We start from the raw sequence: 12,389 nt of genomic DNA, 5'->3' as shown, positions 1-12,389 counted from the left end.
ACGCGACCCGGCGCTCAGGAGCGCCGGGTCGCGTCCTGCACCTCGCCGACGAGCTCCTCGATGATGTCCTCGAGGAACAGCACGCCGGCGGTCTCGCCCTCGGCGTCGACGACGCGCGCCAGATGGCTCCCCGAGCGGCGCATCGTCGCGAGCGCGTCTTCGAGGTCGCTGTCGACGAACACCGTCACCAGCCGGCGCACGCGCTTGCCGGGGACGGGCAGCTCGAAGCCGGTCTCCTCGAGGTCGAGCACGTCCTTGAGGTGCAGGTAGCCGGTGGGCTCGCCGTCCGAGTCGGGAACGACGTAGCGGGAGAAGCCGTGCTTCGCGACCGCGCGCTCGACGTCGGCCGGGGTCGGCGACGGCGGCAGGGAGACGAGGGTCCCGGGGAGGACCATGACGTCGCGCACCTTCTTCTCGGTGAACTCGAACGCGGCGGTGAGCGCGCCGGTGCGGTCCATCAGCACGCCCTCGCGCGTCGACTGGTTCACGATGGTCGCGACCTCGTCGAGCGTGAAGGTGCTGGCGGCCTCGTCCTTCGGCTCCACCCGGAACAGGCGCAGCACGCTGTTCGCCGTGGCGTTCAGCGCGACGATGATCGGACGCACGGCGCGGCCGATCGCCACCAGCGGCGGCGCGAGCAGCAGGGCGGCCCGGTCGGGCATCGAGAAGGAGATGTTCTTCGGCACCATCTCGCCGAAGACCACGTGCAGGAACGACACCAGCACCAGCGTCACGATGAACGCGACCGTGCCGATGACCTCCTCCGACCATCCCGTCGCGTGGAGGGGGACCTCCAGCAGGTGGTGGATGGCCGGTTCGGAGACGTTCAGGATGAGGAGCGAGCAGACGGTGATGCCGAGCTGCGTGGTCGCCAGCATCAGCGTGGCGTGCTCCATCGCGTAGAGCGCCGTCTTGGCGCTGCGCTTGCCGCGCTCCGCGAGGGGCTCGATCTGCGAGCGGCGCGCGGAGATGACGGCGAACTCGGCGCCGACGAAGAAGGCGTTGACCAGCAGGAGCACGACCAGCCAGACGATCCCGATCCAGTCACTCATGGCGCACCCCCTCCGCGGTCGGGTCCGTCACCGGGTCGGGCGTGTACCGGATGCGGTCGACGCGCCGCCCCTCCAGGCGCTCGACGCGCAGCGTGCCGCCCTCGATCGGGACCTCGTCGCCCACCTTGGGCAGGCGCCCGAGCTCGTTCATGACGAAGCCGGCGACGGTCTCGTACGGGCCCTCCTCCGGCACGGTGACCCCGGCGCGCTCCTCGAGCTCGTCCGGGCGCAGGATGCCGGGGAAGGTGATGGAGTCGCGGCCGCGCACGACGCCCGCGCGGGTGCGGTCGTGCTCGTCGGCGACCTCGCCGACGATCTCCTCGACGAGGTCTTCGAGGGTCGCGATGCCGGAGGTGCCGCCGTACTCATCGACGACGACGGCCATCTGGTAGCCGCGGCCGCGCAGCTCGCCGAGCAGGGTCTCCAGGCTCATCGTCTCCGGCACGCGCAGGGCGTCGGTCTGCAGCGCGGAGACGGGCACCTTGGCGCGGCGCTCGCGCGGCACGGCGACCGCCTGCTTGACGTGCACGAACCCGACGACGTCGTCCACGTCCTCGTCGACGACGGGGAATCGAGAGAAGCCGGAGCTCCGCGCCAGCCCGATGACGGCCTGCGCCGGATCGGTGCGGCGGACGGTCTCGATGCGCGGACGCGGGGTCATCACGTCCGAGGCGTTGCGGGTGGAGAAGGCGAGGGTGCGGCTCAGCAGAGTGGCCGTGTCGGCCTCCAGCACCCCGGCGCTGGCCGAGCGGCGCACCAGCGAGGACAGCTCCTCGGCGGTGCGGGCGCCCGAGAGCTCCTCCTTCGGCTCGATGCCGAGCAGGCGCAGGAAGCCGTTCGCGGTGCCGTTCAGCAGCGCGATGAAGGGCCGGAACACCGTGGTGAACACGGTCTGGAACGGAATGACGAGCTTGGCCGTCGCGATGGGCAGGGCGAGCGCGAAGTTCTTCGGGACCAGCTCGCCCAGGATCATCGACAGCAGGGTCGCGACCAGGATGGCCACGATCGTCGCGATCGGCGTCACCGCGGCCTCGGGCAGGCCGGTGGCGAGCAGTGGCCCGCGCAGGAGGGTGCTGATCGCTGGCTCCATCGTGTAACCGGTGAGCAGCGTGGTGAGCGTGATGCCCAGCTGCGCACTGGAGAGATGGGTCGAGGTGATCTTCAGCGCCGCGATGGTCATCGACAGGCGGGACTCGCCGCGCGCGCGCCGGGCCTCGAGGTCACCGCGGTCGAGGTTCACGAGCGCGAACTCGCTCGCGACGAAGAGGCCGGTGCCGATCGTCAAGAGCAATCCGACGCCGAGGAGGAGCCACTCAGCGAGCACGGTGGTCACCCCGCTCACGCCGGCACGGCGGACTCGGGAGCTGGAATGGGCTACAAGAAGGAGGGTCGTCCATTTCCCGGCCAGTATAGCGGCGCGGTCTGCGAGGCGTCGCAGCGGATGCGGGGCGGATTCCCAGCGTCCCCATCGAACGGCCATAGTCGTCGCGCAGGGCCGGCTCCGACAGTGACCTCAGCACCGACCGAGAGGAACCGTCATGAGCACCGCCGACCCGAACGCCGCCGTCCCGAACCCCGGCGTCCCCGCAGGCTGGCCGCAGCAGCCTGCGCCGCCGCAGCAGCCCGCGCCGCACTACGCGCCCCCGCAGCCCGCGCCGCACCAGACCTGGCAGCAGCCGGCCGCCGCGAAGCCTGCCGCCGACGGCAGCATCCTGCGCCGCTGGCCGGTCTGGGCGCAGAACACCGCCATCGTCGTCGGCGCCGTCGCGGTGCTCGCGATCGTGTTCTTCGCCGGCTTCTTCACCGGCCACGCGACCGACGGCCCGCAGCGGGGAGGCTTCGGCACGAACCAGAACTTCGACCCGCGCCAGTTCGGCGGCGGGAACGGCAGCGGCACCGGCAGCGGCTCGACCCAGCAGGGCGGCGGCAGCGGGGGCACCACCCAGCAGGGCGACGGCTCCTAGGAGCGCGCCGCGAGCATCGACTCCATCAGCGTGATCTCGGCGTTCTGACTCGAGACCACGCCGGCGGCGAAGGTGCGCACCGTGCGGTCCTCGCTGCGGGCGAGGAGCGCATCGGCCATCTCGACCGCGCCGCGGTGGTGGGCGATCATCAGCGTGAGGAACACGCGTTCGGCCTCCACGCCCGAGGCCGCCCGCAGCGCGGCGATCTGCTCCGGCGTCGCCAGCCCCGGCATCGGCTCCCCCGGCACGTGGGCGCCGCCGCCGTGGTCGTGGGCCCCCGCCGTCCCGCCGACCGTCGCCGGGCGCGTCATCCACGTCATCGACGGCTCAGTCGCGGCCTGCGGCAGTCCCCAGCCGGTCAGCCAGCCGTACAGCTGACCGGCCTGCTGGCTCTGGGTGGTGGCGATGTCGTAGGCGAGGAGGCGCGTCTCGGCGTCGTCGGTGCGGTCGCGCACGATCATCGCGAGCTCGACCCCCTGCTGGTGGTGCTCCTGCATGTCGCGGGCGAAGCCGGCCTCGGCGCTCGTCGTCCCCGGTGTCCGCGGGGCGCCCACGCTCAGCCGGCCCGCGGAGAAGGCGAGCACGCCGGTGACCGCGACGATCACCAGACCGGCGAGCACGAGCGGCCACGCCCGTCCCGGCGCGCGGCCCATCGGCTAGGAGACCTTGCCGGGAGCGTCGAACGCGCCCGTGCAGGACGCGCCCGGCTCCGGGACGGAGGGGCTCTGCCAGTAGGCCTCGAAGAACTTCGCGATGCGCGGGTCGTCGGCCTTCTGCACCTGCAGCTGCACGTTCCAGCCGCTCAGCACGATCGGGGCCGGGAGGCCGTCGTACGGCGAGAGCACCGCGTACGTGCGCGGGAACTTCGTCTTCAGCAGGTCGAGCTGGCCGGCGGGGAGATCGGGCGAGTACGTGACCCAGATCGCTCCGTGCTCCAGCGAGTGCACGGCGTTCTCGTTCGGCACCGGCCGGTCGTACACGCCGCAGTTGAGCCACATCGGGTTGTGCTCGCCGCCCGCGGGCGGCGTCTGCTTGTAGTCGACGGCACCGGTCACGTGGCCGGCCGTGTTGTCGAACGTCTTCACGCCCTCGATCGAGACGCTCTTGCCGCCCGCCTCGTACGTCGCCGCCTTCGGCGCGGTCACGATGATCGTCGCGACCAGCGCCACCACGGCGACCGCGCCGGCGATGGCCGACCCGATCCCGATCCGGCGGTTGCGCGTGCGGCGCGCCTGCTCCTTCTTGAACTGCTCGAGCTTCGCCGCTCGGGCCTCTGCCTGCCGCTGCTTGCGGTTCGGGGCGGACGGGGATGGGGTCACGACGGGCCTCATTTCGACGTGGAGCGCTCGCTCCGACGGGGTGGGTTCGTCGGGGACAACCCGTTCGCCAGAGTCTCGCATTTCCGCCGGGCCGCCGCTCACAGAGCCTTCTCAGCCCGGCGGGGCGCGCGCTACCAGCTGACCGGCAGCGCCTTGCCCTCCTCGTAGCCGGCGGCGGACTGGATGCCGACGAGGGCGCGCTCGTGGAACTCGGCGACGCTGCGCGACCCGGCGTAGGTGAAGGAGCTGCGGACGCCGGTGGTGATCATGTCGAGCAGGTCCTCCACCGACGGGCGGAGCGGGTCGAGGTAGATGCGCGAGCTGGAGATGCCCTCGGCGAAGAGCGTCTTGCGCGCGAGGTCGTAGGCGTCGAGGCGCTCGAACCGCCCGTTGACGGCCTTCGTGCTCGCCATGCCCCAGCTCTCCTTGTAGAGGGCGCCGCGCTCATCGCGGTCGAGCGTGCCGGGCGCCTCGATCGTGCCGGCGAACCAGGAGCCGATCATCACCGAGGCTCCGCCGGCCGCGAGGGCGAGGGCGACGTCGCGCGGGTAGCGCACCCCGCCGTCGGCCCACACGTGGGCGCCGAGCTCGCGGGCGGTCTCGCTCGTCTCGAGCACCGCGGAGAACTGCGGCCGGCCGACCGCGGTCATCATGCGGGTGGTGCACATGGCGCCCGGGCCGACACCGACCTTCAGGATGTCCGCGCCGGCGGCGACGAGGTCGCGCACGGCCTGCTCGGTGACGACGTTGCCCGCGACGATCGGCAGGCCGAGACCCAGCCCCTTCACCGTGTGCAGCGCGCGCCGCATGCCGTCCTGGTCGCCGTGCGCCGTGTCGATCACGAGCACGTCGACGCCCGCAGCGGCGAGCGCCGTGGCCTTGCCCGCGACGTCGCCGTTGATGCCGACGGCGGCGGCGACGCGCAGACGGCCGGAGGCGTCGACCGCGGGCGTGTAGATGGTGGAGCGCAGGGCGCTCTTCTTGCTCAGCGTGCCGACGAGACGGCCGTGGTCGAGCACCGGCGCGAACTCGAGCCCGGCGGCATCCATCACCTCGAACGCGGCGCGGCCGTCGGTGAGGTCCTCGGCGTCGAGCGCGGTCAGCGTCCCGTGCAGCAGGTCGCCGATGCGCGCGTCGGGCAGGGCGGAGCCGAGCTGGACCGCGGCGAGGCAGCCGAGGAACGCGCCCGACTGGTCGTGCACGACGATCCCGTGGCCCTCGACGGCCGGGATGCGGCGGAGCACGTCCGCCACGGTCTCCTCCGGAGCGGCCGGGTACGGGGTGTCGAAGGCGACGGGCTGGGACTTCACCCAGCGGATCGCGTCGTCGAGGTCCTGCAGGTGCATGTCCTGCGGGAGGACGCCCAGGCCGCCGCGGCGGGCGAGGGTGGCGGCGAGGCGCTTGCCCGTCACCGAGTTCATGTTGGCCGACACGATGGGGATGGTGGCGCCGGTGCCGTCCCCCGGGGCGAGCGAGACGTCCAGACGGCTCGTCACGTCCGAGCGGGACGGGACGAGGAAGACGTCCGAGTAGGTGAGATCGTGGCGCGGCGTCGTTCCATAGAACTGCATGGGAATAACGGTATCGCCCCCGACTGGGCGCCTGCACGGATGCGCCGATGGGATTAGGCTTGATGTTCGGATGGAAGCGGGCGGTCACGAGCCGCCCGATCGGACGAAATCAATGGAGAGAGTGGGCGAGCGGCTGTGTCGAGCCAATTGACCGGAGTGGGAACCGACGACGGATCGTCGGGCGAGTTCGGGGCCAACGAATGGCTCGTGGACGAGCTGTACGAGCAGTTCGTCAAGGACAGGAACTCGGTCGACAAGTCCTGGTGGCCGATCCTCGAGAGCTACCGCCCCACGGTCAAGGAGGGCGACGCGGACGCCTCCCTGCCCTCGCCTGACGAGACCCCCGCCCCCACCCCGGCCGAACCGGTCGTCCCGACCCCCAGCGAGCCGACGGCCCCGTCGCCCGCCGAACCGACGGTCCCCGCGCCCGCGGAGCCGACGGCCCCGTCCGACGCCCACCCCGTCACCACCCCGATCCCGGTGATCGGCAGCCAGCCCGTCGCGCGCACCACCTCGGTGGCGCCGAAGCCCGCGCCGGTCCCGGCCGACGCCCCCGTCACCTCCCCCAACTCCGTCGTCGGCGACGGCGAGGAGGCCGAGGACAAGGTCACCCCGCTGCGCGGCATGGCCAAGTCGCTCGCCACGAACATGGACGCCTCGCTCACGGTCCCCACCGCGACCAGCGTGCGCACCATCCCGGCGAAGCTGATGATCGACAACCGCATCGTCATCAACAACCACCTCAAGCGCGCCCGCGGCGGCAAGGTCTCCTTCACCCACCTCATCGGCTGGGCGCTGATCAAGGCGCTCAAGGAGTTCCCGAGCCAGAACGTCTACTACGACGAGGTCGACGGCAAGCCGTCGGTCGTGGCCCCGGCGCACATCAACCTCGGCATCGCGATCGACATCCCCAAGCCGGACGGCAGCCGCGCCCTCCTCGTCCCCAGCATCAAGCGCGCCGACACGATGCGCTTCGGCGACTACCTCGCCGCGTACGAGGAGCTCGTGCAGAAGGCGCGCGCCAACAAGCTGACCGCGGGCGACTTCGCAGGCACCACCATCTCGCTCACCAACCCGGGCGGCATCGGCACCGTGCACTCGGTCCCCCGCCTGATGAAGGGGCAGGGCGCGATCATCGGCGCCGGCGCCCTCGAGTACCCGGCGGAGTTCCAGGGCTCCAGCGAGAAAACCCTCGCCGGCCTGGCGATCGGCAAGACGATCACGCTCACCAGCACCTACGACCACCGCGTCATCCAGGGTGCGGGCTCGGGCGAGTTCCTCAAGATCGTGCACGAGCTGCTGATCGGCAAGCGCACCTTCTACGAGGACATCTTCGCCGAGCTGCGCATCCCGTACGCGCCCATCAACTGGAATCCGGACATCAGCGTCGACCTGGCCAGCGCCGTCGACAAGACCGCGCGCGTCCAGGAGCTCATCAACTCGTTCCGCGTGCGCGGCCACCTGATGGCCGACATCGACCCGCTCGAGTACAAGCAGCGGTCGCACCCCGACCTCGAGATCGAGACCCACGGCCTCACCTTCTGGGACCTCGACCGCGAGTTCGTCACCGGCCAGTTCGGCGACAAGCGCACGATGAAGCTCCGCGACATCCTCGGTGTGCTGCGCGACTCGTACTGCCGCACGGTCGGCATCGAGTACATGCACATCCAGGACCCGGCGCAGCGCAAGTGGTTCCAGGACAAGCTGGAGCGCGCGTACGAGAAGCCGACCCACGACGAGCAGCTCCGCATCCTCGGCAAGCTCAACGAGGCCGAGGCGTTCGAGACCTTCCTGCAGACCAAGTACGTCGGGCAGAAGCGGTTCAGCCTCGAGGGCGGCGAGTCCACCATCGCCCTGCTCGACACGATCCTCCAGGGCGCGGCCGAGGCCGGGCTGGACGAGGCCGCGATCGGCATGGCGCACCGCGGCCGCCTCAACGTGCTGACGAACATCGCCGGCAAGACCTACGGCCAGATCTTCCGCGAGTTCGAGGGCACCCAGGACCCGCGCACCGTGCAGGGCTCCGGCGACGTGAAGTACCACCTCGGCACCGAGGGCACCTTCAAGGGCGCCGCCGGCGAGGAGATGCCGGTCTACCTGGCCGCCAACCCCTCGCACCTGGAGGCCGTCGACGGCGTGCTCGAGGGCATCGTCCGCGCCAAGCAGGACCGCCGCCCCGCCGGCACCTTCCTCACCCTCCCGATCCTCATCCACGGCGACGCCGCGATGGCGGGCCAGGGCATCGTGGTCGAGCAGATGCAGATGTCGCAGCTGCGGGCCTACCGCACCGGCGGCACCATCCACGTCAACATCAACAACCAGGTCGGCTTCACGACGCCTCCCGGTGAGGGCCGCACCTCGGTCTACTCGACCGACGTCGCGAAGACCATCCAGGCGCCGATCTTCCACGTGAACGGCGACGACCCGGAGGCCGTCGTGCGCGTCGCGCAGGTGGCGTTCGAGTACCGCCAGGAGTTCAAGCGCGACGTCGTCATCGACCTCATCTGCTACCGCCGCCGCGGTCACAACGAGGGCGACGACCCGTCGATGACGCAGCCGCTCATGTACAACCTCATCGAGGCGAAGCGCTCCGTGCGCCGCCTGTACACCGAGGCCCTCGTCGGCCGCGGCGATATCACCGAGGAGGAGTACGAGCAGGCGCACCGCGACTTCCAGGAGCGCCTGGAGCGCGCCTTCATGGAGACGCACGCCGCGCAGACCAACTCGACCCCGATCGTGACCGCCGACGGCGTCGCGGCCGGGCTCGAGCAGCCGGCCGCGCAGCAGGCCGACGACAACGTGGGCGAGCCGGAGACCACCGCCGTCACGGAGCAGGTCATCCAGCTCATCGGCGACGCGTTCAACAACCCGCCCGCGGGCTTCACCGTGCACCCCAAGCTGCAGCAGCTGCTCAACAAGCGCAGCGACATGAGCCGCAACGGCGGCGTGGACTGGGGCTTCGGCGAGCTGCTGGCCCTCGGCTCCGTGCTCATCGAGGGCACCCCGGTGCGCTTCGCCGGTCAGGACGCCCGCCGCGGCACGTTCGTGCAGCGCCACGCCGTCCTCCACGACCGCGTGAACGGCCAGGAGTGGCTGCCGCTCGCCAACCTCAGCGACAACCAGGCCCGGTTCTGGATCTACGACTCGCTCCTGAGCGAGTACGCGGCGATGGGCTTCGAGTACGGCTACTCGGTCGAACGGCCGGACGCGCTCGTGCTGTGGGAGGCCCAGTTCGGCGACTTCGCCAACGGCGCCCAGATCGTGATCGACGAGTTCATCTCCTCCGCCGAGCAGAAGTGGGGCCAGCGTTCGTCGCTCGTCCTGCTCCTCCCCCACGGCTACGAGGGTCAGGGACCGGACCACTCCAGCGCCCGCATCGAGCGCTACCTGCAGATGTGCGCCGAGAACAACATGACCGTGGCCCGGCCGTCGACCCCGGCGTCGTACTTCCACCTGCTGCGCCGTCAGGCCTACGCCCGCCCGCGCCGCCCGCTGGTGGTCTTCACGCCGAAGGCGATGCTGCGCCTGCGCGGTGCGACCAGCGATGTGTCCGAGTTCACCTCTGGCAAGTTCGAGCCGGTCATCGACGACGCCCGCATCACGGACAAGGCCGCGGTCAAGCGCGTCCTGCTCCTGGCGGGCAAGCTCTACTACGACCTGCTGAACGAGCTGGACAAGAACCCCAACCCCGAGATCGCGCTCGTCCGCGTGGAGCAGTACTACCCGCTCCCCGGCGCCGAGATCAAGGCGGTCGTGGATTCCTACCCCAACGCCGAGCTGGTGTGGGTGCAGGACGAGCCCGAGAACCAGGGCGCCTGGCCGTACATGATCCTGGAGACCTCCAAGCTGGGCCCGCGCCCGCTCGGCGTCGTCTCCCGCCCGCCGTCGGCCGCTCCGGCCGCCGGTTCGGCGAAGCGCCACGCGCAGGAGCAGTCGGTGCTGATCCAGCGGGCGCTCACGCTCTAGCCGCGCCGGACGCGGAGCGGTCGAAGGGCTGCCGGACCTCGGTCCGGCAGCCCTTCTCGCTGTCCGGCGGGCCTTCCGCGAGCCACCGGACCCGGCGTACGTTGAGCGTATGACCGTGCTGACGAATCACCGCCTCGGCGAGCCCTGCTGGGTCGATCTCGCCTCGTCCGACGCCCCGCGCGCCCGCGACTTCTACACGGCCCTCTTCGGCTGGACCGCCGACGAGTCCGGGGCGGAGTACGGCGGCTACCTCACCTTCCGCAAGGACGGCCGCACCGTCGCAGGGCTCGGCCCCGCGATGCCGGGCGCACAGCCGGACGCGTGGCTCACCCACCTGCTGGTGGAGGACGCCGAGGAGGCGGAGAAGGCCGCGGGCGACAACGGTGCGCAGTCCCTCGCCCCGACCATGGACGTCGGCGACCAGGGTCGTCTCGCCGTCGTGGCCGATCCGGGCGGCGCGGTCGTCGGACTGTGGGAGCCGCGGGAGCACCGCGGCTTCGAGCTCGTCACCGAGGTCGGCGGCATCGCGTGGCACGAGCTCTACGCGCGCGCCTACCCGGCCCAGGTCGACTTCTACACGAAGGTCTTCGGCTGGCAGACGCAGGTCCTCGGCGACACCGCGGACTTCCGCTACGCGACGTTCGGCGACCCGGATGCCCCGAGCGGCGGCATCTACGACGCCGACGGGATGCTCCCGCCGGGTGTCCCGTCGCACTGGGTCGTGTACTTCGGCGTCGCGGACGCCGAGGCCGCATCGCAGCGCGTGGTCGAACTCGGCGGAACGATCGTGCGCGACCCGTGGGACAGCGAGTTCGGGAGGTTCGCTCAGGCGACCGATCCGCTCGGCGCGCTCTTCTTCCTGCACCAGGTGGGCACGGGCAGCTGATCGGCGCTGCGGCGTCCGCCGATCGTCAGGGACGCGCGCGGAGGCCGTCGACGAGCAGGTCGAGCAGGCGGGCGATCTGCGCCGGGTCGGCGACGTCCCGCGTGGCGAGGAAGAGCCCCACGAGCGCGGTCGTGACGTCGTCGGCGGCGAGGTCGCCGCGCAGCACCCCGGTCTGCGCTCCGGCCTGGAGGAAGGCTCCCACGGCGCCGTTCACGCGCTCGCGGGTGTGCGCAGTGTTCGCGGCGTCGGCGAGCGCGCCGGCGCGCAACGACTCCGCCATCCCGCGCTTGGTCATCACGAAGGCGGCGTAGCGGTCCAGCCACGTCCGCAGGGCCACGTCGGCCGGTCGGGCGTCGTGCAGGCCGTCCGCCGCGGCGATGACGGCGTCGAGCTCGCTGGCGTAGACCGCCGCGATGAGGTCCTCCCTGGTCGGGAAGTTGCGGTAGAGCGTGCCGATCCCCACTCCGGCCTCCCGGGCGATCGCCTCGAGGGAGACCTGCTCGCCTCCGGAGGCGAACGCGGCGCGTGCGGCGTCGACGAGAAGCGCGCGGTTGCGGGCGGCATCGGCGCGGGGTGCGCGCGAACGGGTCGTCGCGGTCTCGGGGGATGACAAAACGGAGGCTCCTCCGTATAGTGGATGAGTAAGCGGAGGTCCCTCCGCTCTCTGACGAGTATAGAGAAGAGTCCCTCCATGAGCGACACGTCCCTCCGCCCCGGCGGCACCTACGACTTCGCCGGGCACCCGGTCATGCGCATCGGCTACGGCGCGATGGCGCTGGAGCGGTTCGCCACGGATGCGGCGTCCGGCGAGCGTCTGCTCCGCCGCGCGGTCGAGCTCGGCGTCGACCACATCGACACGGCCGACTTCTACGGCGACAGCGTGGCCAACGACCTCATCCGGCGCGCGATCCGGCCAGAGGACGACGTGCTCGTCGTCACCAAGGTGGGCGCGCTCAAGAACCCCGGCGGCCCGATCCCGCTGCGGCCGGGCCAGAAGCCGCAGGAGTTGCGCCAGGCGGTGGAGGACAACCTCCGCACGCTCGGGCACGAGCGCCTGGACATCGTCAACCTCCGGCGTCTGGATGTCGGCCCCGGGATCGTCGCGGAGGGTGACCAGCTCGTGGACCTCGACGACCAGCTCGCCGAGCTCCTCGCGCTGCGCGATGCCGGCGTCATCGGCGCGATCGGCCTGAGCGCCGTCGACATCGACACGCTCCGCCGCGCGCTGCCCGCCGGCATCGCGTGCGTGCAGAACGCCTACGGCATCGTCGCGCGCCGGTTCGAGCCCATGCTCGAGCTGTGCGTCGCCGAGGGCATCGCCTGGGTGCCCTTCTTCCCGCTCGGCTCCGGCTTCCCCGGCATCCCGAAGGCGACGGAGCAGCCGGAGGTCATCGCCGCGGCGGAGCGGCTCGGGGCGACGCCCGCGCAGGTCGGGCTGGCGTGGCTCCTCGGCCACGCGCCGAACGCGCTGCTCATCCCCGGCACCTCGAGCGCCGAGCACCTGGCCGAGAACGTGGCCGTCGGAGCGATCGCCCTCGACGCGTCGACGACGGCCGAGCTGGACGGGATCTGGGAGGCGCGGTTCGCGGGGGCCGGCGAGCCGACCCCTCAGTGGACCGACTGACCGACGA

10 protein-coding genes are annotated in these 12,389 nt (G+C 71.5%); 4 read left to right on the top strand and 6 right to left on the bottom strand.

The annotated features are described in order from the left end of the window. Positions 1 to 14: 14 nt before the first annotated feature. Positions 15 to 1,052, bottom strand: a complete 1,038-nt coding sequence (locus tag BGO91_RS15145; RefSeq protein ID WP_290473559.1) for a hemolysin family protein — start codon at positions 1,050 to 1,052, stop codon at positions 15 to 17. Continuing rightward, positions 1,045 to 2,385: a hemolysin family protein gene (locus BGO91_RS15140; RefSeq protein ID WP_290473797.1), complete on the bottom strand. Its 1,341-nt coding sequence runs from the start codon at positions 2,383 to 2,385 to the stop codon at positions 1,045 to 1,047. Before BGO91_RS15140 ends, BGO91_RS15145 begins: the two co-directional genes overlap by 8 nt. Before the next feature lie 205 nt (positions 2,386 to 2,590). Here BGO91_RS15140 and BGO91_RS15135 point away from each other — a divergent pair, with 205 nt between their 5' ends. Further along, entirely contained in the window at positions 2,591 to 3,016 is a 426-nt protein-coding gene (locus BGO91_RS15135; RefSeq protein WP_290473558.1) for a hypothetical protein, read from the top strand. On the opposite strand, the gene BGO91_RS15130 is transcribed toward BGO91_RS15135, so the two are convergent. The 3 genes from BGO91_RS15130 to BGO91_RS15120 form a co-directional block, all read right to left on the bottom strand. Beyond that, positions 3,013 to 3,669, bottom strand: a complete 657-nt coding sequence (locus BGO91_RS15130; RefSeq protein ID WP_290473557.1) for a DUF305 domain-containing protein — start codon at positions 3,667 to 3,669, stop codon at positions 3,013 to 3,015. The two genes, BGO91_RS15135 and BGO91_RS15130, sit on opposite strands and share 4 nt — an antisense overlap. 3 nt (positions 3,670 to 3,672) lie before the next feature. After that, entirely contained in the window at positions 3,673 to 4,335 is a 663-nt protein-coding gene (locus BGO91_RS15125; protein ID WP_290473556.1) for a DUF3105 domain-containing protein, read from the bottom strand. 131 nt (positions 4,336 to 4,466) lie between these two features. Continuing rightward, positions 4,467 to 5,906: a GuaB1 family IMP dehydrogenase-related protein gene (locus BGO91_RS15120; protein WP_290473555.1), complete on the bottom strand. Its 1,440-nt coding sequence runs from the start codon at positions 5,904 to 5,906 to the stop codon at positions 4,467 to 4,469. A gap of 135 nt (positions 5,907 to 6,041) precedes the next feature. Here BGO91_RS15120 and BGO91_RS15115 point away from each other — a divergent pair, with 135 nt between their 5' ends. Then, entirely contained in the window at positions 6,042 to 9,872 is a 3,831-nt protein-coding gene (locus BGO91_RS15115; RefSeq protein WP_290473554.1) for a multifunctional oxoglutarate decarboxylase/oxoglutarate dehydrogenase thiamine pyrophosphate-binding subunit/dihydrolipoyllysine-residue succinyltransferase subunit, read from the top strand. 109 nt (positions 9,873 to 9,981) lie between these two features. Then, entirely contained in the window at positions 9,982 to 10,758 is a 777-nt protein-coding gene (locus BGO91_RS15110; protein WP_290473553.1) for a VOC family protein, read from the top strand. 25 nt (positions 10,759 to 10,783) lie between these two features. Here BGO91_RS15110 and BGO91_RS15105 read toward each other — a convergent pair whose 3' ends face one another. Then, on the bottom strand, positions 10,784 to 11,371 hold the full coding sequence (locus tag BGO91_RS15105; protein ID WP_290473552.1) for a TetR/AcrR family transcriptional regulator: 588 nt from the start codon (positions 11,369 to 11,371) through the stop codon (positions 10,784 to 10,786). Positions 11,372 to 11,449: 78 nt separating this feature from the next. Between BGO91_RS15105 and BGO91_RS15100 the strand changes: the two genes are divergently transcribed. Next, entirely contained in the window at positions 11,450 to 12,382 is a 933-nt protein-coding gene (locus BGO91_RS15100; protein WP_290473551.1) for an aldo/keto reductase, read from the top strand. The last annotated feature ends 7 nt before the right edge of the window (positions 12,383 to 12,389 follow it).

This window comes from Leifsonia sp. 71-9 (genome assembly GCF_001898805.1).
GTDB lineage: Bacteria > Actinomycetota > Actinomycetes > Actinomycetales > Microbacteriaceae > Leifsonia.
This window is presented reverse-complemented; position numbering and strand designations above follow the sequence as displayed.

What these genes read in the sequence shown, in the direction of transcription:
- BGO91_RS15145 (WP_290473559.1), bottom strand. Translation starts at nt 1,052, where the DNA reads ATGAGTGACTGGATCGGGATCGTCTGGCTGGTCGTGCTCCTGCTGGTC.
- BGO91_RS15135 (WP_290473558.1), top strand. Translation starts at nt 2,591, where the DNA reads ATGAGCACCGCCGACCCGAACGCCGCCGTCCCGAACCCCGGCGTCCCC.
- BGO91_RS15130 (WP_290473557.1), bottom strand. Translation starts at nt 3,669, where the DNA reads ATGGGCCGCGCGCCGGGACGGGCGTGGCCGCTCGTGCTCGCCGGTCTG.
- BGO91_RS15120 (WP_290473555.1), bottom strand. Translation starts at nt 5,906, where the DNA reads ATGCAGTTCTATGGAACGACGCCGCGCCACGATCTCACCTACTCGGAC.
- BGO91_RS15110 (WP_290473553.1), top strand. Translation starts at nt 9,982, where the DNA reads ATGACCGTGCTGACGAATCACCGCCTCGGCGAGCCCTGCTGGGTCGAT.
- BGO91_RS15100 (WP_290473551.1), top strand. Translation starts at nt 11,450, where the DNA reads ATGAGCGACACGTCCCTCCGCCCCGGCGGCACCTACGACTTCGCCGGG.